Raw genomic sequence first — 24,069 nt, 5'->3', positions numbered from 1 at the left:
CATTCAAAGGCCTTACTCCATCGCCATTTAACGCAAGCGGCAAAATTTATCGGCAATCGTCATGGATTTGTCACGTCGCTCACATGCTTTTGCCATCTTTGCCAGGCAGCATTTGGTTATCTGCTGCAGCTTGTTATACTGCGCCGTCATTTTGCGCAGGAATTACTGATGGCTCAGCTTTATTTTTATTATTCGGCAATGAACGCCGGCAAATCCACCTCTTTGTTACAAAGTGCCTACAACTACCAGGAAAGAGGCATGACAGCGGCCATTTATACCGCCGCGCTGGACGACAGATATGGTGTTGGCAAAGTCAGCTCACGGATTGGCTTGTCGATGGATGCGTTGGTATTTGACAGTCAATTGGATTTTTTTGACAGTTGCAGCGCGTTGAAACAGCAAGGACCGCTGGATTGTGTACTGATTGACGAAGCGCAGTTTTTAACCAAAACCCAGGTGAAGCAGCTGACCGAGGTGGTGGATAAGCTGGATGTGCCGGTACTGGCTTTTGGTCTTCGCACTGATTTTCTCGGTGAAACCTTTGCCGGTAGTCAGGCACTGCTGGCCTGGGCCGACAAGCTGATTGAACTCAAAACAATCTGCCACTGCGGCCGCAAAGCAAACTTTGTGGTGCGCCTTGACGAACAAGGCCGGGCCGCAACAGCTGGCTCGCAGGTACAAATAGGCGGTAATGATCGTTATGTCTCAATGTGCCGGGCTCATTTTAAGGAGCTGGTCTGGAAATAAAACCATAAGGAGCAAGGATGAGACTGTTATACGGCGTGCAGGCAACGGGTAACGGTCACATCAGCAGAGCCAGAGCTATGGCCGCGCAGCTCCGGCGCCATGGTGTCAAAGTAGATTTTTTATTCAGTGGCCGTTGTCGTCAGGCGCTGTTTGATATGGACTGTTTTGGCAACTTTGCCTGGCGCCGCGGTTTAACTTTTGTTTCCCATGCCGGAAAAATCAATTATTGGCAAAGTGCCCGCAGCAACAGTTTGCGCCAGCTCTGGCAAGACCAACAACAGCTCAACACCACGCCCTATGATCTGGTGCTCACCGACTTTGAGCCTGTCACCGCCTGGGCCGCACGCCGTCAGGGCACCCCTTGTATTGCGCTTGGCCATCAATATGCTTTTTTGCATTCAATACCAAAACAGCATGACAGCCTGCTCAGCCGGCAAATCTTCCGGTTGTTTGCACCGGCAGAGCTGCAACTGGGTCTGCACTGGCATCATTTTGGCGCGCAAAACACAATAGCACCGCCTATTCTGGATTTGCCAGCTACAGCTAATGATGCTGAAGTGATAGCAAATAAAGTGCTGGTTTATCTGCCGTTTGAAGATCAAAAGCTGGTGTATCAACTGCTTAAGCCGCTGTCCGGCTATCAGTTTGTGATTTTTGCGCCGGGCTTAAATCGCAGGGACGAAGGGCATTTACACTTTTACCCACCTTGCCATCAGGGTTTTAAACAACAACTGGCCAGTGCCGATGCAGTGCTGAGTAATGCCGGTTTTGAACTTATCAGTGAAGCACTGCAACTGAAGAAAAAAATTCTGGTAAAACCGCTACAAGGCCAGATGGAGCAAGAGTCCAACGCCTTAGCGCTGGAGCAATTACAGCTGGCGCATCAATGCAAAACCTTAAGCACTGAGCTGATTGCCAACTGGCTGGCAGGCTCCAGGGCATTACAACAAGTGTTGTATCCCGATGTGGCGGCAGCTTTATGCGCACAGCTGGTCAGTAAAGTGGGATTGGGTGTGATCAATAACAATACAGGGTTCAATAAAACCCGGATACCAGGTTTTGAGGTCACAGCCCTTTGGCAACAAAGCCGGTTTTTACGGCCAGACTTGTTGCCAAAAGGCCTTGCAGAGCAGAATGGCGCTTAGCTGGCGCGCACTGCAGCACTGATATCGCTAACCGGCTGCAGCAGAGGTTTGCCGGTTTTATCTGCCGGCGCTTTTGCACCGAGCGGCATTTCTGTTTGGTTCGGTGCCTGGCTCTGGGGTTGAGCACGGGCCGCCAGTTCCACTAAATCGCTGACCGGACTGCTGTGGTTAAAGCCGGTAGGTGCCGCTGTCACTAAATCCACAATCTGATGCACGGCAAAGTTGTCACAATGTTGCTCTAACCGGCGCAGTAACTCGGCCATTTCCTGCCAGCTTAATGACACTTCATCAGCCGCCATAATGCGTGGATGCGCGGTTTGCCGCACGTTTTCACCAATCAGCAGCTCTTCATACAGTTTTTCGCCCGGACGCAAACCGGAGAAACAAATTTCAATATCGCCATCCGGATGCGCCTGATCTTTTACTTCCAGCCCCATCAGATGCACCATACGACGGGCTAAATCAGCAATCCGTACCGGCTCGCCCATATCCAGCACAAAGACATCACCGCCCTTGCCCATAGCGCCAGCCTGGATCACCAGCTGCGCCGCTTCAGGGATGGTCATAAAATAACGGATAATTTCCGGGTGAGTGACGGTTAACGGGCCGCCATTACGGATTTGTTCACGAAACAAAGGCACCACAGAGCCGGATGAACCCAGTACATTGCCAAAACGCACCATACAAAAGCGGGTTTTTTGCTGACGGGTAGAAAGTGCCTGCAACACCAGTTCTGCCAGGCGCTTGGACGCGCCCATCACGTTGGTCGGCCGCACCGCTTTGTCGGTCGAAATCAGTACAAAAGTTTCTACGCCTGAAGCAATAGCCGCTTCAGCCGCATGCCAGGTGCCAAACACATTGTTGCTAACGCCTTCCACCACATTAAATTCAACCAGTGGCACATGTTTATAAGCTGCCGCATGATAAACCGTCTGCACTTTAAAACTTTGCATCACCGACTGAATACGGCTTTGTTTTTGCACGTTGCCCAAAATAGGTTTGATTTTTACATCAACCCCAAGCTCATGCACATAAGCGCTGAGCTCCTGCTCGATGGCATACAAGGCATATTCGGAAGCTTCAAACAGCACCAGCACTGTGGGTTCGTACTGCACAATCTGCCGGCACAGCTCAGAGCCGATAGAACCGCCCGCCCCTGTCACCATCACCACTTTATCTTTGATATTGGCGTGCATCAGTTTGAGCTTAGGTGCCACAGGGTCACGGCCTAATAAGTCTTCAATTTTCACATCCTGCAGCTCGTCAATGCGCATCGAGCCGTCCACAATGTCACTCATACCAGGCACTGTTTGCACCGGAATAGGCAGATTATCCAACGACTCCAGCACTTCCCTTCTGCGGGCGCGGCTGGCCGATGGCATCGCCAGCAAAATGCGGCTGACGTTCTTGGATTTTACAATAGCGGCAATCTGGGCCGGGCTACCCACATGAATACCCAGAATGGTGGAACGCTGCAAAGTCGCGTCGTCGTCGACAAAAGCTACCGGATGAAACTGTTCGCCATTAAATAAAGCTTGCGCCAATTGGCGGCCGGAAGAGCCGGCACCATAAATCAGCACCCGCTGTTTATGGCCATTATGACGCTGGAATAAAAACATCCGCGCCACCAGACGCAAACCACCGCTGGTTACCAGCGCTAAAATGGCATACACAAAAACCAGATTGCCTTTGTCGCTAATACCAACCAGTTGGAACAACATCACCAGAATCATGGCATTACTTAAAATGCCGGCGAGCACAGCACCGAGCGCATGCTGACCAATATAACGCACTACAGCACGGTATAAACCCAGCTTAGTGAAAGCCAGAATAGTGATAGGCACTGACAATAAAAAGATTGGGAAAGTTTGTAATAACGCTGTGTAGGCATTTTCCTGAGTAACAAAAATCGCCACCAGCATTGAACAGGTTAAAAATACAATATCTGCCAACACTGAAATTGCCCGTTTTGCATAGCGGGGCAGCGATAAAAGCCATTCAAGCATCCAATTTACTCCAACAATCGACACTAAATCCATCAAAGGCGCCATAGTATAATCCATTACCATGGTCTGTAGAACGAAAAAAGCCATGGCTTGCTGATTAACGAAGTGTTTCAGCTTGCCATGGCCCGATTAACGGCCAATGAACCGGTATAAGGCTGTGTTATTGTTGTGCCAGTAACGCATCCAATACTGCGGCAAATTCAGCATAAGACTTGGCACCAACCAATTCCTGATAATCTGTGACACCATTACCAGCGTTAAGGCCGATAAAAAACGTCGGTGTAGAGGTTAAACCCAGTTTACCGGCATAGAGTGTAGAGTCACGAACACCTTCCTGTAACTTAGTGTTTGTCATACATTCAGTGTGTTTAGCCACATCCGCTTTCAGTCTGGTTAATTCCGCATCAATCTCTGTTTGTTTCAGCGTGCCCTGATTGGCAAACAAGTAGTCTTTCATCTCTGCATAAAGATTCTGAGTAGCCGCACAGCGCAAGGTTAAAGCAGCAAAAGGTGCTTGTGGGTGGGCTTTGAACAACGGGAACTCCCGGGCAACAAACAACACCTTACCTGTGTCTACGTAATTTTTTTTCAGCTCAGGCCAAATTTCCTGGTTAAATTTGGCGCAGAACGGGCACTGTAAATCGGTGAATTCAAGCATGGCGACTTTGGCCGTGTTTTGACCTATCTGATGACCATCAGCAAAAGCCAGCTGCTCTGGCCGCACCAGTGCGCCCATGCCGGCACGTTGGGCAATTTCAGTTTGCAGTGTGCTGAGTTTTTCTACTTTTTCTTCCAGTGCCGCTACTTTTGCTGCCAAATCGGCATTATTGCCACTTTGGCAAGCGGTTAAAAACAAAGCTGCCAATGCAACCAAGGTTATTCTTTTCATCAAAAAATTCCTGTTATCGCGCTACAGACCAAACATAAGTAGCTTTCACCCAATAAAAAACCCCGCCTAAGCGGGGTTTTCTTAATTAACCTGAAAAATCAGATTATTGTGCCCAATCGTTCTGATCCAGAACTGGCATTACGCGGTCTTGACCAGTAGACAGTTTCTGTACAGAAACGCCGTGCACTGTGTTCTTCGGAGAAGTAACAGTGAAAGTCATAGTGTGACGTACGTTAGCACCGTTTACAGTGTTGCCATCTGAACCAGCGTAAGATTTCTGGTCCATTGCAGCTTGTACTACGTCTGGAACATAGTAAACAACTGAAGATTTAGCTGGAACGTTGTCCAGTTTAACAGCTGTTACAGCGCGGTTGCCAGTTGTACCGTCAGCAGTTTCGCTGAACAGGTCAACAGTAACTTCAGCAGCTACAGTGTGCTCGTTAGTGATACGTACGAAGTTGCCAGTACCAGCTACAGTGTAAGGAACTTTCAGAACTGCGCCGTTTACGCCAACTTTGTGAGTCACTTTAGAAACATCACAGTGATCCAGCTCAGAAGCTGCATCCAGGTTCAGTTTCGCGTGTGCAGTCACTTCATAGTTGAAGTTCATGATCTTAGTCAGGTCAGTTTGTGACACTGTGAAGAACACTTCGTTGTAATCAACACCAGCGTAAGCAGCAGGAGCTGTTTCAGCACCAGTTGCTACTGGAGTGAAAATGTCGTCTGCAGTCAGTACAACTTGAGCAGATGCAGGCTTAGCAGACACGAAGTCAATCGCTGTACCAGCAGTAGCACCGTTCAGGTCGAATGCAGCTGACAGAGTACCGCCGTTAGCAACGATTTCACGCTCGTTGTAAACGTCTGCTTTTACAGAAGCACCAGCGTCAGCTGATTCAACAAAAGACAGCTCTAATTCGTCATCAGCATCACGAGTGATTGCATAGTCTAACTCAGAGAAACGGTCAGCAAAACCAGCTTTGTGAACCAGAGAAGCTTTCTTCAGAGTTACACCAGCGTCAGAAGCTGTGTCGTATACGAACTCAGTACGAGCAGTGATAGAAGCGTCGTCGAAGTTTTTGCTTTCAGCGTTCACTTGACCGTTTACAGTTGCAGAACCGATGAAAGTTACGAACTGAGCTGAAGAGTCGATAACTTCTTGAGCAGCTGATTGACCACCAGCGATTACATAACCAGTACCGCCGTCTGTCTTAGCTTCAGTAGCCTGGATAGTTACTTTAGAAGTAGAAGAACCGTCAGTACAAGTAGCGTTTTCTAATTTAACGCCTACTGGATCAACGTCTGCAACTACGCCTGTAGAAATGCGAGAGAACGCTAAACGAGTACCAGCACCGATAGTGATACCAGCTTTAGTGATGAAAGTGATAGTGCTTTGACCATCAACAGCGCCGTCAGATGAAGCTACAGCAGCGATGTTCAGACCATCTTCTTTTACTAAATGGATTTGGTTAGAGTTACCAGCGAAAGTGGCACCAGCCAGTTTCATGGTGATTTTTGTACCGCCTGGGATGTCGGTAGTTGGGATATAAACGATGTGCAGATCGTCAGTACCGCCAGAAGTTGCAGCGTCAAAATCCAGAGTTAAAGATTTAGTCAGCTCGTAAGCAACTTTGATTGAATCTGTTGGAGCCAGATCCGCTGTACCTGCAGCCAGACGGTCGTCTTCAGCCACACAAGCAGCAGAGCCGTATACGTCGCCGAAAGCAGTTACGCCGGCGTTATCAGCTACAGAGTACACTTCAAAACATGCTTCAGTACCAGCAAACGCGTTACCTGCTGATAAGCCCGCTAAAATAGCAGTAGAAAGAAGCGCTTTCTTTAAATTTTTCATTCCGTTTTTCTCCGTAATATATTTATAAGCAACTTTAGCTGCTCATTGGAACACGTGTCCCTGGGTTAACATGAGTCTAGGACCCTGGCCGTTAACCGAAGGTGCTAAACACCACTGCGACTTTAGTACAGCAGCCGGCGCTTGCATGCGTTCACCACCTGCAAAAGTCACCGTAGAGCATTTAACGAAGGGAATCATATATACCCTTCCCACCTAACGTCAACTACCTTTTTTATAATATTGCTGAAATTGCTGAATTTTTTACCAAAGATCGACAATTACTTCTGTTCTACCGGAAAACTGTACAATTCGCCTAGTTTTTGGCCAAATTCATCCATTTCCGAGGTGCTGCGCACTATTCTTGGCGTAATAATAATAAGCAATTCGGTACGGGATATGTCATTGCCTTTATATTGAAAAAGCTTACCTAACAAGGGCAAATCACCAAAAAACGGTACTTTAGAGTCACTGTCTTTTAAGTCTTCTTTAATCAGGCCCCCCAGCACCACGGTTTGCCCTGACCCCACCATCACACTGGTGCTCAGGCTGCGGTTACGAATGGTTGGCGTAGGCACGGCAGCATCTTTACTAAGCGGAACAGCAGCCGAAGTATCGGACGTGACTTCGAGGCTGACTAATCCATCGGCATTAATAGTGGGCGTCACTGCAAATGAAATACCGGTTGAACGATATTGCACCTGGTTACGAATAATACCCGGCGTTTCATCATTGTTGCTTTGTCCGGTAATAATAGGCACCTGGTCACCGGCATTAATACTGGCGCTTTCTCCATCTCTTACAATAAGGTAAGGACGGGATAATACTTTGGTATCGGATTGTTTATTAATCAGATTAAAAGTGGTATTCCAGTCACCATTAAAAATACCAAAACTAAATTTGCCATTCACCCCATCAAAACTGACATTCGAACTGTTCGCTTTATCATCGGCACTATTGTAAGAAAAACCACTAAAACCGGCCTCTTGCTGATCGGTAATGTCTTTTTCCACAATCATCACCTGCATCGCCACCTGACCCGGCAAGCGGTCCATCTGCTGTAATAAAGCATAAACTTCCTGATAACGGCTGGGCGTTGCATTAACCAAAATTGCATTTTGCGCTTTATCAACGGTCAGTCTTAAACCTGCCCCTAAATTGGCAGATGTCGGAGCGCCTGAAGCAGAACCCGCAGAACCGGACGTTTGACGCTGTGCTGAGTTGGCGCCACTGTTGTTTTGTGCGTCTGGCGCACGATTTCCCGGGGCTGGCGCACCGAGCAACAAACCCTGTACCGCCTGCACCATTGCGTCTGCTTTGGCATATTGCGGGCGATATACATAAAAACGCATCACCTCCCCCCCTGAGGCCACATCAAGCTTTTGTGCCCACATCGATACCCGCTCTGCCAGCACTGTACTCGCGGCATACACCACCACAGAGTTCAGCCGGTTCAGCGCCACCAGCTGCAAATCTTCGCCTAATTGCAAACCTTCAGCCTGCAATAACTCGCCGACTTGTTTGATCATTTCTTCCGGTGATAAATACACCAAAGACAACAGCCGCACATCACGGCCACGGGCATGAGGCACATCCAGCATTTTGACAATTTGCAAAGTACGCTCAACGTCCGCTCTGCTGCCTTCGACCACTAATAAACGGTTGGTGGTGTCCGGGTACACCTCGGCACCGGTTAATTTAGAAGTGATATTGCTGATGCCACGCACAGAGTTAAAGGTGTATGGCACTAACTGCACTATCTGGTCGCCCCCTTCAGGCAAATCACTTAAATTGGCACCGATGCCAACAGAACGATTGCCTGCGGTATTGGTACTTTGGGTCAGATACACAATATTATCTTTGGTGTATACGCTGACATTTTGCTGCGCCAGCACCTGACGGGTAATTTCAAACAGCTCTTTGGGGGCGATATCTTTAGATAAATTTAATGCCACCTTTTTTGTCATGGACTCAACTTCAGGTGACACCACATAACTTAAATTCAGTAACTCACCAAAAACATAATGCGCCAGTTGTGGCAACGCCATTTCATTCAGCGACAGGCTGATAGGTTCATCACTTGCAAATTCAGGTAACTGAATCAATAAAGAAGAGCCAGGCCTGATTGAACCCAGCGTTGAAATCTGGGTTTCGCTATAAGTGGGCTGCACCTTTTTTACTTCAGATGGTTTTTCGGATTGATTTTTGTTGGTGCTATCTGTTTGTAAAAAAGAAGATGGCACTGAAAAGTTATCTTCTTTTGTTTCAGGTGTGGAGGTGCAACCAAACAACAGCAACATCGTGGTTGTTGTTACGAGCAATTGTGGGCATTTTCGTTTTTGCGTATTCATTAACTCTGTCTCTGTTACTTATTTGGTTTTGGTGCTGTCGTCACGCTTAAACATATGCATGGTAAAAGACGATGCACCCTTGGAAAATTCGGCGTCATTTAAGGTAAGTTTGGTTAACTTATAACCAAGCAACTCATCACCAGGCCGCATCGTTACAATACGATTGCTGTTTTGTTCGCTGATGGCTATTTTCGCGATAAATTGCCCGGCGCTTTCACTCACAGCCAACAGCGTTGGTTTTGCCTGCAGCAAATCTTGTTCAGCTTCATTATTGGCAGAACCCGCAACTGCAAGACTGGGTTTAATACCGAATAGTTCACTCAGGGCGCTTAATTGCTCTACGGCAAGCTCTGTGGTGCTGAGATCAAAAGACGCAATGTTTTCAGCTGCCTGTTGCTGCTTTTTTTGATAATTGCCTGACTGCGCAAAAAAAGTCACTGCCAAATGTATCAGCAGTAACAACAAAAGCGCAGCAACCATGCCTTTTTCCCGGCTATTTTCCAGTTTCATCTGGTACTCCCGGCTCTGCTAATACCATCACTTCGAGGTTCATCACCAATGTGTTGTCTAATTTGTTGTTTTTGTTGAGGGTCAGCCGGTGCACTATCATCGCAGGGCTGCCGGTTTCGAGTTTGTGCACAAACTTTAACAGGGCTTCCGGTGAACCCTGGACAAACATCCGGGCCGGAATTGTGGTTGTCTCGGCAACCACAGCCTCACGGGCACTGCGATTACTTAACTCAACACCTTGTTCTTTGGCGGCAGCTTCAATGTAACGAAGCACTGCCACAGAGTTTTGTGCTGCATTACCGCTGGCCCAGATTTTTTGCAAGCGGGCAAAACTTTGTTCAATTTGCTGCTGCTTGGTGACTAAAGCGGCATGACGCTCACTGACATTTTCAAAGCGCTGCTTACTGGTGGCAAGCTGGGCAACGGTTTCTGTTTTTTCCGATACCCAGTCAAACCAGGGCACCACAATAAACTTCAGCAACACCAGCACCAGAATAAAGGCTATTCCCAATTGATTACGCTGCATCACACTCATGGTTTCACCTCTGATGCCACAGTGTCCGCTTTTTGCGCGATGTTATTTTGCGGTTGATAAATTGCGGTGATGGTAAACATGTCTCCATCGGTACCGCGTTGCACCGGCTGGGTAAAACGGCTTTCCTGCCAAATGCCTGATTCAGCAAGTTTTGCCAGTACGTCTGTTGCCGACTGACTGCTGCCGCGGATGGTGAGCAGATTATCTGTCACAGTGACATTTTCAATCACAGCAACATCTTTAATCTGTGTTGCCAGCTCCGCCAGCATCAGGCTGTAAGTCGTTCTGTTGTTCAGCAATTTGTCGTAATGGCTAATCAGCAGCAGCTGTTCATCTAACCTGCTCTGCTGCTCCACCAAAGATGAAGCCGATTTTTTAAGCTCAGCGACATCCTGTTCCAGCCATGATTGGCGCAGCACTAAAGCGGCCGACAATAACAGGCCATAACTGAGTGCGACAACTCCAAGCACCTTTGCCACATTTTTATATTTTTCTGCCTGAAAAGGCTCAACCGAACGTTCCGGTAAACAAAAAAGCCCTGCCAATTGCCACCAATGCAGCGTTAATTCATTTTTCTCAAAAAAATCAGGCAGCTCAAGGCTACGCCGTTCAACCGATGTTTCTGAAAGGCCCAAGGCTTCGAGGAAATAACTGGCATGTTGCATCAGGCCTTGCTGCGCAGTAACGTGCAAGGTGCCCGAAGCTGACAAAAAAGCCCAATAGTTTTGTGCAGAATGCACCTGATACAGCACATTGGCACTGAGATTACGGTAAAACAACCAGGTTTCAGGAACCACCAACTGCAGCTGTGACGGCACACCGGCTAACAAAGTGCGTGCAATAACCGCAAATAACACTTCATAGCTGTCGCTGTTTTTTGGTAACACCATCCAGACCACCACATGACCAGGGCGGGACAGCATTTTGCACTCGTTCTGCACCACACGGTACAGATCGGGTAAAGACACTTTATAACTGCGCTTGTGTTCCTGATACTGACTGCGCGATATCACCAAAGTGGCCAGTTGGCGGCGTTTAAATGCCTTCTCGACGGGCTGGCTCAGCCAATTCAGGTTGCGGAACAATTTTTGTATTATTTTCACTCGTGATTTGCCCCTGACTCCACAACAGGCCATTCAAGCCCGGGCTGTTTTTTTGTTATATGGCTGATACGGTCAGCACCAGCTTCTCTGATTAATACAAAACTCTCTGAATACTCAGCTTCCCCGACTCTGGCTCTTAACTGCACTTCGAGTCTTTTACTGGGGAAAAAAGTTTCTTCTTCGGTGCGAAGCACACTGGCCAGCTCGTTGCTGAACAAGCGTTCAGTCCGCTCTTTAATCAACATTTCTGCCGTTAAAGGCCCAATCATCAATGGCAACATATTGTCAGGCATAAAATACGGATTGGGCAACTCATAGCCCACCATTGTGAGGGAAGGCCTCAGGCTTTGCCAGAGTTCGTCTGACATTCCAAGCACAAAACGAAACTCGTCTTCAAACTGTGGCTGCTGATTCCTCGGAAATTCCGGCAATTCATAATCACCAGACTCGGCGCCATACAAATGGGTTAAATCGTCTTCATCAATCCAGTCTTTGATCGCATCAATCACCGGATCGGCAGATTTCAGGCCATGACCTTCCAGTAATTTACGCCAGGTTGCTTCGTTAAATGGAATTAACGCAACTTTACCTGCGGTATCTGTCAGCCGGAAATCAACATCATTCCAGACAAAAGCAGTCCCTGAGATATTAAACTCAGGCGGCAGTTCGTGCGTTTCAAGCTCCAAAGGCGCTGCACCTGTTAACCAAACCGGCGTGGTGGTCAGCACATAAATCAGCTCTTCGCGGGCCGATTCAACTTTTGCTCTGGCCTGGCTAAACTGCTGCGCCTGCAACGCCAGATTAAGCGCTGATCTGCTTTTATATTGCATCACAATCACCACCACAGAAATGACTGCAGTCAGCATCAGCACCAGAATTAACGCAATACCTCGTTGTGAGCGGGAAATCATATCATAGATCCTTTGCACCCATAAAAATCCTGATTTTATCCGGGTCGCTCTCAACAACCTGCACCCAATAGCTATTACTGCCACTGTCGGTGGTCACGTCCAGCTTGATATAGGTGGGTAATAATTCTTTTACTGCGGCATCGTATTCATCATGCCATTCAGGCTTAAACGGGTTGATCACCTGTGCACCTTCGCCCATACCGGCGTATTTTTCGGCGGTACTCTTCCAGCCAAAATAGCTGAACCGCAATTGACTGACAGGCGCAATTTCCTGGCGGAACAGCTCACAAATCTGGGTTGAAGTCGGGATTTGTGTTGTGACAAAAAGCTGGCGCAGTGTTGCTTCACAATAAAGCCAAACGCCATTTTCTACCCCCATCCAGGCGATAGCGGGTAAATCAGCCTGTTGCACACTACGATGACTCATCCAGGTGACTTCATGCAGTTGCCCGACAAACAGCAGCTGATTGAACTCCGGCGTTTTGACAAAATACAGGGCAGCGGCCGACAACTGCTGTTGCCAGGCGGTATGCGCTTTGAGCTGGGTTAATTGGGTTTGCAACTGCTTTTGCTGCTGATTAAGGCCCAGCACATAATAGCGGTAAGCGGAGCTTGCCAGCATCATCACGGCAGACATGATACTGAGCGCAACCAGCATTTCCAGTAATGTTAAACCTCGCTGCTTAACCATATTGCCTGTCTGAATTCAAAACCAGTCCCGCCGTTTTGTGAAGTGACTGTGACATTAAACAACACCAGCATGCCAATATTGCCAAGATAATCCTGCCCGTTTTCATCCACTGAACTGAGCTCTTTTGCCCGTTTTAGTTCAGTGGCCTGCCATTGATAACGTTGTGCATTGAGTTCAATTGAACCTTCGGTTTTCTGCTGTTCCAGTTCAAAACGGATTTGACTGACCAGGGATGGGAATTGCTCGGCCGCAGCAAGGTGTTTAATCGCCCTTTGCTGCATGCCCATACTTTGCTGAAATACAGTTGCAACCAGCCCCAGTGTCATAAATAAAATCACTGAAGCGATTAAAACTTCAATCAGGGTTAAACCAGTTTGCTTCATCTTTATCAAGCTCGAGAACCCATATCCGACCGTCGATGGCCACTTCAACACGCTTTGCAGGTATCACACCTGGTACTGTGACTGTGATTTCGGCCTCGCGAAAACTGAGCTGCTCAAACCGGACTTCGCGCCGCCTTTCTGCTTCACCATAACTCAGCACTTTACCCAGAAATTTCAGTTTGACGGTCTGACTGCCAAAAAAAGCCTGTTGCACCGCATTTTTATAAAACAGCACCACCAGTTGCCGCTCGCTGCGTTGTTTCGCTTTATCAACCTGGTCAACAGTTAAAGGCAGAACCAAAGACAAACTGATTGACATGATAAACATGACAATCAGCAGTTCAATTAAAGTAAAACCACGTGCAGGATCAGAGCGGGACATCAGTAGTCGCAACAATACTGAGCAGCATAGTCACCACAACAGAACCAACCAAACCACCCATGATAATAATGAGTAAAGGTTCCAGCATGCTGGTTAACCGCAGCGCCCATTGCTCAAAGCGCCAGCGTGTCCGGGTGGTAATTTCAGCAAAAATACTGTCAAGGCGTCCGCTTTCTTCACCCACTTTGATCAAAGACAGCATCACAGGCTCCAGAATATCGGTTAACGCCAATGATTCAGACAACATCCGGCCCTGAGTCACTTCATCCCTGACCCGGCGGATTTGCCCCTGCAACCTGCTATCGGTCAGCACGCCAACGGCAAAACCAAGGGCCTGCGCCAAAGGTAAACCACTTTGCAACATCAGGTGCATGGCAGAGACATAACGGATGCGCTCGCTCAGCAACAAACCGGTTTTCATCACCGGCAGCTTACGCAATATAGAAAACACCATGGCTTTAAAAGCAGGTTTGCGCCAGCTGAATACCACCAGCAACAACAGCAACACAAAAAAGCCAACCAGCAAACCCTGATATTTTTGCATCCAGTTGCTGGTGTCGATCAAAAAAGCTGTATAGGCGGGTATGTCTTTCATATTACTGAACAAACCCGACATGCTCGGCACGATAAAGTTAAAGATGGCAAAAAGCGCCACAATACAAACCACCAGAATAAAAGCCGGGTAAATCATCGCCTGATTTACCTTGCCTTTGAGTTCATTCTGGAATTTTTGACTGGCGGCGACCCGCTCCAGCGTTTCCGCCAGTTTGCCGGTTTCTTCACCAATGCGCACCATTTCACAAAACAGCGAGTCAAAATAACGCGGGAAACGGGCAAAAGCACCATAAAGACTACCGCCGCCACGCACTTCCTCGGTCATATTGGTTAATAATGCCGCCAGCGCCTGATTAGGGTTCACTGCGGACATCATTTCCAGAGCACGGTCCAGCTGCACCCCATTACGAAGCAATAGTGCAAGTTCGGTGGTCATCTGCTCTATTTCACCGGCAGAGATGCGGCTGAATAAATCAGATTCCAGTTTGACAACCCGGACTTTTAACGGAGACAGGTTACGTTGTTGTACCTGCAACAATGCCGCTTGTTCAGAATCAGCTCTTACCCTGCCTTTAACTTTGGCACCTGCAGGGTCAACAGCTTCGAACTCCCAGTTGTTCATTAACCTGCAACCCGCATGACTTCATCCAGTGTGGTGACACCCTTCAGCACTTTTAACAGACCATCCTGCTGCAAAGTTCTGAATCCCCTTCTGTTGCGGTAATCCCGAACCTTTGCCAGGAAATCCTGATCTTTGGCAAAAGACTGAATTTCATGATCGTTTGGCAGATATTCCAAAATCGCCACCCGACCGAGAAAACCGGTACCACCACAGCGATCACAACCTGCACCTACAGAAAAGGCCGGGGTGACGTTCAGACGTTCTGCCAATGCCATCATCTCTTTATGCTGATGTAATAAAGCCGAATTTTCATCACAGGTTTTGCAATATGGACAGATGGTTCTGACTAAGCGCTGTGCCATCACCGATATCAGCGAGGCATTTAATAAAAACTCTTCTACCCCTAAATCAATCAGACGGGTAAAGGTGGTTGGCGCATCGTTGGTGTGCACAGTACTGAACACAAGGTGACCGGTCAGTGATGATTGCATGGCAATACGGGCGGTTTCATGGTCACGGATTTCACCCACCATGATAATGTCCGGATCCTGACGCACTATACTGCGCAGGCCACGGGCAAAGTCCAGACCAATTTCGGTATGGATCTGCACCTGGTTAACACCGTCTAACCGGTATTCTATCGGATCTTCCAGCGTAATAATTTTGACCGAAGGTTCATTCAGCCTGGCTAAAAAAGAATACAGACTGGTGGTTTTACCCGAGCCAGTCGGGCCTGTCATCAGCACAACCCCAGTTGTTCTTTGCAGATCCTTTTCAATCAGATCAATCAGGTCCTGCTCGTAGCCGATGGTTTCCAGGCCAAAATTCACTGATTCTTTCAGCAGGAAACGCATCACCATACTTTCACCCTCACCCAGCGGCAAGGACGACACCCGGATATCCAGCTCTTTGCCGGCGACTGAGGTTTCTATTTTGCCATCCTGCGGCTTGCGACGTTCAGCAATGTCCATGCCGGCAAGAATTTTAATGCGCGAAATAACACCCAACTGCAAATCAAGCGGAATAGTTTCCGCCTGATGCAAAATGCCATCCACCCGGTAACGCACGCGGTAACGGCCATTTAATGGCTCAATGTGCATATCCGATGCACGCAGTTTAATACCACGGACGATCAGGTTGTTCACCAGGTTAACAGTAGGCGCACCAAAGGCCAGTTCACGCAGGCGCTCCAGCTCAGAGCCACCATCGTGCGATTGATGTTTTTCAGAGGTTTGGGCAACGGTTAACTGCACACGAAGTGCATCAAAGTGGCTTTGTTTGCAAACGTGCAGTACCACTTCGTAACCTTCGGCTTTCCACAGGTCGTAAAGATCCAGCTTAAAAGGATCCAGCACCGCCAGATGCAACTGTTGTTGCTCCAGCCTGAAAGGCAAAGCACCGGCAGTAACAGCCTGATTGATATCAAGCTGCTCCAGCACAGACAACGGCAGGGAATTTTCTTCGGTGATGGCTTCAAACTTGGGTAACTGCAGATAACCGGCGTAAACCTCAACTAAATCATCGTGTTGAATAACACCAAGGTTGACCAGTATTTGCTCAATACGGCCACCTAACTGGCGTTTGTAGTCAAGTGCACGCTCAAGCTGGCCCTGATTAACCAGACCCAGCTGAAAAATATAACCGGCTATGCCCTGAAAACCGGCGCCCACAGGGTTATCGGTAAGAGACATCGGCGTTATCTTCTTCACCGCCATCTACACCGTCAGCACCTAAGCTTAATAAGTCATAAGCATGGCTTTGGCCCGGAAACCGGTAAACGTAAGGATTGCCCCATGGGTCCATCGGCACATCTTTTGGCAGATAAGGACCATCCCAACCTTTGCGGTCAGAATTTAATAACTCATTCAGATTGTCCGGGTATTTACCTACATCAAGGCGAAATGCGTCGAGCGAAGTCGCTAACATTTCCATTTGCGCCGTTGCGGTATTTCGTTTTGATGATTCAACTTTGGAAAACATGGTTGGTGCCACCAAGGAAGCCAGCAACCCCAGAATAACCATCACAATTAATAATTCAATCAGCGTAAAACCTGAGCGACGTGTCGAATAGCAACGCACAACATCTTCCTTTTCCAAAACGAGGACTTGCATTATCCACTAAAAGATTTGTCAAAAGCAACTAAGCTGCCGCTTGCTCTTGTTCCCTTGCGCCATAAGCTCTACACTCGCAAACTGTTTTAAATCATGGTGGTTTTTTTCGCGTGAAAATACTGTTGATGGGTAACCATGCCTGTGCCAACCGGGGCGACTGTGCCATTTCCAGAGGACTATATCAAAGCCTGCAACAGCTTTTCCCTTCAGCACACTTTAGCTGGATAAGCCGTTTTCCCGTCAGTTCTTCTTATTTATCAGGGCAACCCTACCAGCAGGACAGGTTAACCGGCTTATATCAGCAGCCAAAAGCAGGTCTGAGCGGGCGCCTGAAAGCTTTTATCAAAGCACGATACCTGAGCCGCTATCTGGCATTTCATGTTGAACACCCTGCACTGGCGCTCTGGTTAAGACTGCCGTTGCCAGAACTGATGCGTCAGGAAATTGCTTTTGTCCGGCAATTTGATCTGGTGATTCAGGTCGGCGGCTCAAACTTTGTTGACCTGTACGGCGCCAGCCAGTTTGATTATGCACTTTGCACTTTGCTCGCCAGACGGCCTTTATATTTGTTAGGCCACAGCGTGGGCCCTTTTAACAACGCCACCTTTTGCCATATTGCCGCTGTTGTTTTTGCAAGAGCAGAAGCGCTGATGCTGCGAGAACCCATCAGCGCGGATTTATTAACTCATGCCACAATACCGGTGAAACAGCTGTTGATGGGCGCTGATACCGCCTGGCTGGTTGAACCTTCGGCATGGCCTGTGCCGGCCAACTGGCAATTGCCCGCCGGCGGGCGGCGTATAGCGCTGACTATCCGTACCCTTTATCCTTTTGATAAAAAACTCAACTGCAGCCAGGCGCAGTTTGAACAAGCCATGCTCCAACTGATGGAGACGCTTATCGACGCCGGTTATCAGCTGTTGTTATTGTCGACCTGCACCGGTATTGATGGTTACAAAAACGATGATCGGATGCTGGCGTTAAAACTCAAACAGCAACTGAGCAGGCCAGAAGCTGCTGAAGTGGAAATGCGCGAGTTAAATGACATTGAACTGGGTTGGTTATTTTCGCAGTGCCAGCTCACCATAGGCACCCGCTTACATAGCGCTATTATCTCGATGAACTTTGGCACGCCGGCATTTGCCATTAACTATGAACACAAATCAGCGGGTATTTTTGCCCAAATGCAGTTACCGCAGCAGGCGCTTAGTTTGCAGCAACTGTGCAGCGGTGAAGCTTTGCAGCACATTTTTGCCGCCCTTGATGACCTGCCGGCGTTAAAAGTCCGCTCGGATGCCGCAGTGCAACAGGAAAAACAACGTGCCGCCACGGCGATCCGGCTTGCCTGTGGTACAGCCAGTGCCAACAGTGTGGATAGAGCCGATCTTGTGAACAGCGCGGAGACGGCACAGTGAAACCCTCGCTGATTTACTTTTTAGATAAATTTCCATGTTATTCAGAAACCTTTGTCCTTGATCAGCTCACTGGTCTTATCGACCGTGGTTTTGATGTGAAAATTATTGCGCTCAGCCAGGATCCCCGCCCGCTGAGCGCAGAAACAGAAAAACGCTATCAGCTCAGTCAAAGATGTACTTACCTGCTGCCACAAACCCCGGCGACCAAAACCGGCAGAGTGCTGCAAAGAGCAAGGCTTATTGCAACCGGACTTGGTAAAAAGTCAGTGTGGCGTGTGTTATGTACGCCATCCGGCAGCGCAACACCACGCAGTTATCTGGCCGCCATCATCGCAGCGCACCAGCAAATCTATGCAGCGGACTATCTGATTTGCCATTTTGGCACCACAGCCAGCCTGGCGCAGCAGCTGCAGCAGGCGGGTCTGCTGGCGGGCAAGATTGTGCCGGTTTTCCATGGTTTTGATTTGTCAGAACAAAAAGTGCTCAGCAAATATCAGTCTTGTTATCAGGAGCTGTTTTTAGTTTGCCCTGCGGTGTTTGCTATCAGCAAGCTCTGGTGTCAGCGTTTAGCAGAACTCGGCTGTCCTAAAGACAAAATAAAACTGCTACGCACCGGCGTTGACACACAAAAATTTTTGTTTCCATCGCCGGAAAGAGCATTACAACAGCCTTTACAGCTGTTATCGGTTGCCCGCTTTACCGAAAAAAAAGGACTGGAATTTGCCATCTCCGCTATTGCTTTATTAAAGAGTGCAGGTGTGGCTGTGCAATACCGAATTATCGGTGATGGCCCGCTGCGTCCGGCTCTGACAGCACAAATTCACAACCTTGGGCTTGAGCAGGACATTCAGCTCTGTGGTGTTCAGCCACCTGCCAGAGTTGCTGAGGCCCTGGCTCAGAGCGACGTGTTTTTATTACCAAGCGTCACGGCCGGCAATGGTGATATGGAAGGTATTCCGGTGTCCCTGATGGAAGCAATGGCCAGTGGCGTGATTTGTTTATCCACTTATCACAGCGGCATTCCGGAACTGATTTGCCATGGCAAGTCCGGTTTATTGGTAGCGGAGCGCGATGCAGCGGCCATAGCCACAGAGCTGCAACGGCTTATTCAGGGCCATTATGCGCTGGGGGAGCTTCGAAAAAATGCCAGAGCAAGCATAGAACAGGAATTTGACCAGCAGCAGATTTACGATGGTCTGGCCGCTTATTTCACGGATGCTCAACATGGCGTCAATTAAGCAGGATGCCCTCTGGAGTTTTGCCGCCAGCCTGGTTGGCACCTTAAGTCAGATTTTGTTGATGGTGCTGTTGGCCAGACAATTGGATCAGGCCAGTCTCGGCATTTTTGCGCTATTAAGTATCATGTTGTTATTGCTTGGTTATTTGCAGGATCTTGGGCTTTCCACCTTTGCGGTGCAATACCAGAACCTGCAACCCAATGACCGGACCAACCTGCATTTGCTCAGCATCACGCTGGGCGCTGTTGCCACAACACTCTGTTTACTCAGCGCCCCGCTCGCAGGCTGGCTTTATCAAAGTTCAGTGCTTACGTCACTGCTGACATTACTGGCGCCACAGCTGTTATTACTCGGCGCATCCACGCAGTACCACGCAGAGATGCTGCGGGAAGGCCAACTGGCAAAACTGGCACAAATCGACATCCTGAGCAAAACTGCGGCCTTTGCGCTCACGCTGTATTTGTTGCTGAGCTTTCCTCCTGCGTTGGATGCACTGGTTTATGGTCAGCTGACAGGCGCCTTATTCAGGCTGTTATTGCTGTGGATGGCCACCAAAACTCCAATTGACTGGCGATGCACGCTGGATTTCCCGCTCTGGCGTGCGGCACTGCGTTTTGGCTTGTTTCAGTCCGGCGCTCAGGTTATCGGATTCCTGCGTAACAGAGTGGATCAACTGATTATCGGCAAGCTACTTGGCCTTGAAGCTCTTGGTTTATATTCACTGGCCAAAGATATTATTCAGCAGCCGCCAAGACTGCTCAATCCGGTGATCCAGCGTGTGCTGTTGCCAAGATTTGCCCGTAGAACGGACGCCACTGAATTATTTCAACAGTCGCTGCGCCTGAACCTTCAGCTCAACACTGTGGTCTATGCCGGCCTTGCCCTTTTAAGTTCACCGCTGGTGCTGTGGTTGTTTGGCGAAACCTACCAACAAGCTGCTGTATTACTTTGTATTTTTGCCCTCTATGGCATGATCAAACCCAGCGGCATGGTGCTCAGCACCTATTGCCAGAGCATGGGCCGCTCAGACGTGGAGTTTTACTGGAATCTGTGGGCGTCGCTGGTGATGGTCAGTCTGGTGAGCCTGACCGCCGCACTGGCCAACCTTTATTGGGTGGCGCTGGTGTTGTCTGCGGTGCAGTTTGTGCTGTCTTGTTATGCCCAGCATTATTTTAGACAGCGTGGCGCAGCGCCGAAGGGCGGCAATCTGTGGCGCCAGGCAGCACCCTATGTGCTGCTGACTCTGGCGGCATCCGGCGCAGGTATCATGCTCAATCCTGCGGTTCTTTTTTAACATGGGGCTTTGGTAATGCAAGTGCTGTCACACCAGTTTATGTTGGCGAAAAATCCGGCTTACCTGCCTGCAGGTTATCAGGTGTCGGTATTTGCTGACTATTATCTGGCGAGCGCCGATGATTTGCCGGTGATCCCGCTATTATCGCCTCAGGGCGAATCACTTGGCTTTTTACTCGGCTGGCCTGTGACATTACAGGGCGAAATGCTAAGCCCCTCACAACCACAGCAGCTGAGCATCGACACCACAGCCGCCTTTGAGGCCTGGTTATTCCAGCTCGGTGGCCGCTGGCTGTGCCTGAGTTTGCTCGAAGGTGGCCAGTTTTACACCGATGCCATGGCGTCCCAGCCTTGTATTTATTGCCCGCAAGCACAGCTGATTATGTCATCCGCCGCTTTATTGCCCTCGCCATGGCAGGAGCAGCTTGATACGAGTCTGATGGCTGCCATGGATGTGAGGCACAGTGAACACTTTTATCTTTTTGCCCTGTTACCGCAAAAAAAATGTTTGCGGCTGTTAGCTAACCATAAACTGCTGTTGTCTGATTTTTCAGTAAAACGCCATTGGCCACAACCCTTTACCTCAGGCTCAGCAGAGCAGGACGCTCTTCAGCAAAAAGCCAAAACAATCTGTGCGGTAGTGCAAGCACATATCAGAGCCTGTGTCGGCAATGCCCCCACTAAAATTGGCCTGAGTGCCGGCTACGAAACCCGGTTGATGCTGGCCTGTGCCAAACCATGGCTCAGCGAATTACGATTCTGGACACGCAAAGAACACAAAACCCGCGCCGGCCTGGATCAACAGGTTGCCAGCCATTTGGCCGGCACTTTGGGCTTACAACATCAGTTTGTGCTGCCACCAGTTGCAGCAAACAGCGGCCAAAACGAAGATGAGTGGCTTGCCAGAACCGGCTATTGTATTGGTGGCAGCGCCTTGCGTTACCGCGCTTTGATAGATATTGAACAAGGCCGTCATTTTGCCCTGACCGGTATTGGCGGTGAATTATGCCGGGCTTTTTATTGGCCGGAACAAGGATTAACAGAGCCCCTCACAGCGGCATTGTTACACCGCCTGTCCGGTGTACCAGAACATCCCGCTTTTGCGAAGGCTGCCCGGGACTATCTTCAGCAGTTACCGGACTTACCGCTGTGGCAACAACTGGGGCTGTTTTATCTGGAAAACCGGGTGGGTGCTTATGCTTCAGTGCATAAATACGGCAATCAAAATGGCATTATTTTTATGTATCCGCTGAATCACCGCCATGCAGTTGACGCCATGCTGACTCTGCCGCTGCCCGAACAACAACAAAACAAGCTGCACCGCGCTGTGATTTGTCATGCCTGGCCTGAGCTGGATCAGCTGCCCTACAACGAACCTCTTGGTTTTTTCAGCCGCAGTTTGCACAGGCTGCAACAACAGCTGAAAAAACAACTGCGGGTGTTGCGCCGGACTTTCCAGGGCTGAGCTTTACAGGGCAGAGCTATACAGGGCAGAGCTTACCAGGGCTGAAATAGGCCGCAGCCGACCCGCTACCGGCTGAAAAAACGTTTTTTCTGATACCACTGCACTAAAGCAACTTTAAGCAGCACCTTCAGGTTGCGCCAAAGCGCCAGCGGCACTAAGGCAAAACTCAGCGGCTGCCCGCTTTGTAACTGACGATAAAACTGCTGACTGCGCAGCTGGGATGCTGTCCATAACAAACGATGTTTATCAATCAGTTGCTGATGGCCGGTTAATCTGCGCTCTGGATTGGAAATTCGCTCCAGCTCGTGCTCCTGATGCACTATATAACTGAAATTGGCCAGACGCCGGCCTGCGCCAAAACTTTGTGTCAGCCGGATCCAGACATCGTAATCCTGACAGGCGACCAGCTGTGGATCAAAACCACCGATATCCCGTAAATAGCGGGTTTTAGTAAAGACTTGGTTACCAACCAGATTCACCATCAGTAAGTCGTCCGCTGTGATAGTCATGGCTTTTCTGGCACTACGCAGCATCTGGCCCGGCCCGGTATAAAACTGATAACCCGTGCTTAAAAAACTGTCGGCGTCTGTCCAGTTCTGCACAAATTCCTGCAGCCGTTCAGCGGTAAACTCGTCATCATCATCAAGGCCGGTAATAAACTCACCTTTAGCAATGGCAATCGCCTGATTACGTGCTGCACCAGCCCCCACAGACACAGCATTGCACAACAACTTCATTTTTGGCGTTTGCTGTGCAAACTGCTGCAACTGCAACTGCACCTCAGGTGCAGAACCATCATCCACCACAATGATTTCAAAGGACTGATAACTCTGGGCAAGACAACTCTGCACTGCACGTTGTAACAAGGTAAAACGATTTTTGGTCGGGATATAAATGCTGATAAAAGGCGTGGATTTATCGGACATCAATCGATCTTATTGTGACGAAATTACGTATTTTTTTGCCAAACAAAAACACTGTCGCCGGCAACAGCCGAAGGCAGGTGATCAGGAGCGCCAGCCACTTTCGCTTTGGATAAATTAACCGGACAAATTCCTCGGCCACGTTTTTATTATTCACCATTAAGGCACCACAAACGTTGATCAGGCCATTGTGATAAATAAAATTAAGCACCTGTTCAACCACAGCTTTATCCTGACCCTGTTGCCAGCTGTCGTGCATCAGAAAATAGCGGGTATGGAATGGGATCATCCGAAGGCCGGAACTGATGGTGCGGTTTTCGGCATTGCGGTACACAGTGGACAGGATCTTGCCACTGAACATCACAGGACCCAGCAACGCCAGCCTTAACCATAAATAGATGTCTTCCCCTATCCGCTCGCCATCAGGAAAACCACCAACCTGATTTATGAGCTCACGACGGGCACAGATGTTGGAAGAACAGATTAACGAGCGGCTACGCTGGTAATGCGAAAAAAAGTCGTCCACCTGGCCGCAGAAATCGTCCGGCAGATCACAACGGCCCAAAAATGGCTGACCACATTCATCAACCTCTTTATAACGACAGGCAAATAATGCCGCTGCCGGGTTCAACAAAATCAGTTTGCGGATTTGCAGCAGAAAATCTGCTGCATATTCATCGTCTGCGTCGAGAAAACACACATAATCGCCGGTTGCAGCCTTCACACCTCTGTTACGCGCCGAAGCCACACCTTCGTTCTGTTGGGTCAGCAACACCAGCCGGGGATCGGAAAAACCACGAGCCACCCGCAAACTGTCATCAGTCGAACCGTCGTCAACCACAATCAACTCAAAATTCTGATCAGTCTGCCTTAACACAGAGCTGATAGCCCGAGCTGCCGAGTTTTGCTTATTGTAAAGTGGTATCACGACGGATATCAAAAAGGCC

Annotated in this window: 22 protein-coding genes; 6 read left to right on the top strand and 16 right to left on the bottom strand. The window is 48.9% G+C overall.

The genetic code is table 11. The features are described from left to right. Positions 1–168: 168 nt before the first annotated feature. Both N3Z11_RS13675 and N3Z11_RS13670 read left to right on the top strand, forming a co-directional pair. Positions 169–747: a thymidine kinase gene (locus N3Z11_RS13675; protein WP_260657751.1), complete on the top strand. Its 579-nt coding sequence runs from the start codon at positions 169–171 to the stop codon at positions 745–747. Positions 748–764: 17 nt separating this feature from the next. Continuing rightward, positions 765–1,892, top strand: a complete 1,128-nt coding sequence (locus tag N3Z11_RS13670) for an MJ1255/VC2487 family glycosyltransferase (RefSeq protein ID WP_260657750.1) — start codon at positions 765–767, stop codon at positions 1,890–1,892. Here the strand turns inward: N3Z11_RS13670 and N3Z11_RS13665 are convergent. The 14 genes from N3Z11_RS13665 to gspG all read right to left on the bottom strand — a co-directional run bounded on the left by N3Z11_RS13665 (position 1,889) and on the right by gspG (position 16,755). Next, positions 1,889–3,898: a polysaccharide biosynthesis protein gene (locus N3Z11_RS13665; protein ID WP_260657749.1), complete on the bottom strand. Its 2,010-nt coding sequence runs from the start codon at positions 3,896–3,898 to the stop codon at positions 1,889–1,891. The two genes, N3Z11_RS13670 and N3Z11_RS13665, sit on opposite strands and share 4 nt — an antisense overlap. A 160-nt stretch (positions 3,899–4,058) precedes the next feature. After that, positions 4,059–4,787 carry a DsbA family protein gene (locus tag N3Z11_RS13660; RefSeq protein ID WP_260657748.1) on the bottom strand — a complete coding sequence of 243 codons (729 nt, stop codon included), beginning with the start codon at positions 4,785–4,787 and terminating at the stop codon, positions 4,059–4,061. 103 nt (positions 4,788–4,890) lie between these two features. Continuing rightward, positions 4,891–6,636 carry a hypothetical protein gene (locus N3Z11_RS13655; protein ID WP_260657747.1) on the bottom strand — a complete coding sequence of 582 codons (1,746 nt, stop codon included), beginning with the start codon at positions 6,634–6,636 and terminating at the stop codon, positions 4,891–4,893. 278 nt (positions 6,637–6,914) lie between these two features. Continuing rightward, positions 6,915–8,804, bottom strand: a complete 1,890-nt coding sequence (locus tag N3Z11_RS13650) for a secretin N-terminal domain-containing protein (protein WP_260657746.1) — start codon at positions 8,802–8,804, stop codon at positions 6,915–6,917. A 198-nt stretch (positions 8,805–9,002) separates the two neighbouring features. Beyond that, positions 9,003–9,494, bottom strand: coding sequence for a hypothetical protein (locus N3Z11_RS13645; protein ID WP_260657745.1), 492 nt, complete (start codon positions 9,492–9,494; stop codon positions 9,003–9,005). Continuing rightward, on the bottom strand, positions 9,478–10,029 hold the full coding sequence (gspM, locus tag N3Z11_RS13640) for a type II secretion system protein GspM (RefSeq protein ID WP_260657744.1): 552 nt from the start codon (positions 10,027–10,029) through the stop codon (positions 9,478–9,480). The genes N3Z11_RS13645 and gspM overlap by 17 nt, the downstream gene beginning before the upstream one ends. After that, positions 10,026–11,132, bottom strand: coding sequence for a PilN domain-containing protein (locus N3Z11_RS13635; RefSeq protein ID WP_260657743.1), 1,107 nt, complete (start codon positions 11,130–11,132; stop codon positions 10,026–10,028). Before N3Z11_RS13635 ends, gspM begins: the two co-directional genes overlap by 4 nt. Beyond that, a complete protein-coding gene (locus N3Z11_RS13630; RefSeq protein ID WP_260657742.1) occupies positions 11,129–12,061 on the bottom strand; it encodes a general secretion pathway protein GspK in 933 nt (310 codons plus the stop codon). The genes N3Z11_RS13635 and N3Z11_RS13630 overlap by 4 nt, the downstream gene beginning before the upstream one ends. Then, positions 12,045–12,734, bottom strand: a complete 690-nt coding sequence (locus tag N3Z11_RS13625) for a type II secretion system protein J (RefSeq protein WP_260657741.1) — start codon at positions 12,732–12,734, stop codon at positions 12,045–12,047. Before N3Z11_RS13625 ends, N3Z11_RS13630 begins: the two co-directional genes overlap by 17 nt. Next, complete coding sequence (locus tag N3Z11_RS13620; protein ID WP_260657740.1) at positions 12,713–13,117, bottom strand: type II secretion system protein J; 405 nt, start codon at positions 13,115–13,117, stop codon at positions 12,713–12,715. The genes N3Z11_RS13625 and N3Z11_RS13620 overlap by 22 nt, the downstream gene beginning before the upstream one ends. Further along, on the bottom strand, positions 13,089–13,499 hold the full coding sequence (locus N3Z11_RS13615) for a prepilin-type N-terminal cleavage/methylation domain-containing protein (protein WP_260657739.1): 411 nt from the start codon (positions 13,497–13,499) through the stop codon (positions 13,089–13,091). Before N3Z11_RS13615 ends, N3Z11_RS13620 begins: the two co-directional genes overlap by 29 nt. Next, positions 13,486–14,676 (bottom strand): type II secretion system F family protein, encoded by a 1,191-nt coding sequence (locus N3Z11_RS13610; RefSeq protein WP_260657738.1) that lies wholly within the window; start codon positions 14,674–14,676, stop codon positions 13,486–13,488. Before N3Z11_RS13610 ends, N3Z11_RS13615 begins: the two co-directional genes overlap by 14 nt. Next, the gene (locus N3Z11_RS13605) at positions 14,676–16,367 is read right to left on the bottom strand and encodes a GspE/PulE family protein (protein WP_260657737.1); all 1,692 of its coding nucleotides are present in this window, start codon (positions 16,365–16,367) and stop codon (positions 14,676–14,678) included. The genes N3Z11_RS13610 and N3Z11_RS13605 overlap by 1 nt, the downstream gene beginning before the upstream one ends. Continuing rightward, the gene (gspG, locus tag N3Z11_RS13600; RefSeq protein ID WP_260657736.1) at positions 16,351–16,755 is read right to left on the bottom strand and encodes a type II secretion system major pseudopilin GspG; all 405 of its coding nucleotides are present in this window, start codon (positions 16,753–16,755) and stop codon (positions 16,351–16,353) included. The genes N3Z11_RS13605 and gspG overlap by 17 nt, the downstream gene beginning before the upstream one ends. 143 nt (positions 16,756–16,898) lie before the next feature. On the opposite strand from gspG, the gene wcaK reads away from it, so the two are divergent. The 4 genes from wcaK to N3Z11_RS13580 are packed head-to-tail and all read left to right on the top strand — an operon-like array spanning position 16,899 to position 22,199. Beyond that, positions 16,899–18,203 carry a colanic acid biosynthesis pyruvyl transferase WcaK gene (gene wcaK, locus N3Z11_RS13595; RefSeq protein ID WP_260657735.1) on the top strand — a complete coding sequence of 435 codons (1,305 nt, stop codon included), beginning with the start codon at positions 16,899–16,901 and terminating at the stop codon, positions 18,201–18,203. Next, a complete protein-coding gene (locus N3Z11_RS13590; RefSeq protein WP_260657734.1) occupies positions 18,200–19,441 on the top strand; it encodes a glycosyltransferase in 1,242 nt (413 codons plus the stop codon). The genes wcaK and N3Z11_RS13590 overlap by 4 nt, the downstream gene beginning before the upstream one ends. Further along, positions 19,428–20,735 (top strand): oligosaccharide flippase family protein, encoded by a 1,308-nt coding sequence (locus N3Z11_RS13585; RefSeq protein WP_260657733.1) that lies wholly within the window; start codon positions 19,428–19,430, stop codon positions 20,733–20,735. The genes N3Z11_RS13590 and N3Z11_RS13585 overlap by 14 nt, the downstream gene beginning before the upstream one ends. 15 nt (positions 20,736–20,750) lie before the next feature. Next, on the top strand, positions 20,751–22,199 hold the full coding sequence (locus tag N3Z11_RS13580) for a hypothetical protein (protein WP_260657732.1): 1,449 nt from the start codon (positions 20,751–20,753) through the stop codon (positions 22,197–22,199). Between the two features lie 65 nt (positions 22,200–22,264). Here the strand turns inward: N3Z11_RS13580 and N3Z11_RS13575 are convergent, their stop codons facing one another. Together N3Z11_RS13575 and N3Z11_RS13570 are read right to left on the bottom strand one after the other, a co-directional pair. After that, a complete protein-coding gene (locus N3Z11_RS13575; protein WP_260657731.1) occupies positions 22,265–23,125 on the bottom strand; it encodes a glycosyltransferase in 861 nt (286 codons plus the stop codon). Beyond that, on the bottom strand, positions 23,115–24,050 hold the full coding sequence (locus N3Z11_RS13570; RefSeq protein WP_260657771.1) for a glycosyltransferase family 2 protein: 936 nt from the start codon (positions 24,048–24,050) through the stop codon (positions 23,115–23,117). The genes N3Z11_RS13575 and N3Z11_RS13570 overlap by 11 nt, the downstream gene beginning before the upstream one ends. Positions 24,051–24,069 lie beyond the last annotated feature (19 nt).

The organism is Rheinheimera sp. 4Y26, from assembly GCF_025245835.1.
In the GTDB taxonomy this organism is placed as follows: Bacteria; Pseudomonadota; Gammaproteobacteria; order Enterobacterales; family Alteromonadaceae; genus Pararheinheimera.
This window is presented reverse-complemented; position numbering and strand designations above follow the sequence as displayed.

What these genes read in the sequence shown, in the direction of transcription:
- N3Z11_RS13675 (WP_260657751.1), top strand. Translation starts at nt 169, where the DNA reads ATGGCTCAGCTTTATTTTTATTATTCGGCAATGAACGCCGGCAAATCC.
- N3Z11_RS13670 (WP_260657750.1), top strand. Translation starts at nt 765, where the DNA reads ATGAGACTGTTATACGGCGTGCAGGCAACGGGTAACGGTCACATCAGC.
- N3Z11_RS13665 (WP_260657749.1), bottom strand. Translation starts at nt 3,898, where the DNA reads ATGCTTGAATGGCTTTTATCGCTGCCCCGCTATGCAAAACGGGCAATT.
- N3Z11_RS13660 (WP_260657748.1), bottom strand. Translation starts at nt 4,787, where the DNA reads ATGAAAAGAATAACCTTGGTTGCATTGGCAGCTTTGTTTTTAACCGCT.
- N3Z11_RS13655 (WP_260657747.1), bottom strand. Translation starts at nt 6,636, where the DNA reads ATGAAAAATTTAAAGAAAGCGCTTCTTTCTACTGCTATTTTAGCGGGC.
- N3Z11_RS13645 (WP_260657745.1), bottom strand. Translation starts at nt 9,494, where the DNA reads ATGAAACTGGAAAATAGCCGGGAAAAAGGCATGGTTGCTGCGCTTTTG.
- gspM (WP_260657744.1), bottom strand. Translation starts at nt 10,029, where the DNA reads ATGAGTGTGATGCAGCGTAATCAATTGGGAATAGCCTTTATTCTGGTG.
- N3Z11_RS13625 (WP_260657741.1), bottom strand. Translation starts at nt 12,734, where the DNA reads ATGGTTAAGCAGCGAGGTTTAACATTACTGGAAATGCTGGTTGCGCTC.
- N3Z11_RS13620 (WP_260657740.1), bottom strand. Translation starts at nt 13,117, where the DNA reads ATGAAGCAAACTGGTTTAACCCTGATTGAAGTTTTAATCGCTTCAGTG.
- N3Z11_RS13615 (WP_260657739.1), bottom strand. Translation starts at nt 13,499, where the DNA reads ATGTCCCGCTCTGATCCTGCACGTGGTTTTACTTTAATTGAACTGCTG.
- N3Z11_RS13610 (WP_260657738.1), bottom strand. Translation starts at nt 14,676, where the DNA reads ATGAACAACTGGGAGTTCGAAGCTGTTGACCCTGCAGGTGCCAAAGTT.
- N3Z11_RS13605 (WP_260657737.1), bottom strand. Translation starts at nt 16,367, where the DNA reads ATGTCTCTTACCGATAACCCTGTGGGCGCCGGTTTTCAGGGCATAGCC.
- N3Z11_RS13585 (WP_260657733.1), top strand. Translation starts at nt 19,428, where the DNA reads ATGGCGTCAATTAAGCAGGATGCCCTCTGGAGTTTTGCCGCCAGCCTG.
- N3Z11_RS13580 (WP_260657732.1), top strand. Translation starts at nt 20,751, where the DNA reads ATGCAAGTGCTGTCACACCAGTTTATGTTGGCGAAAAATCCGGCTTAC.
- N3Z11_RS13575 (WP_260657731.1), bottom strand. Translation starts at nt 23,125, where the DNA reads ATGTCCGATAAATCCACGCCTTTTATCAGCATTTATATCCCGACCAAA.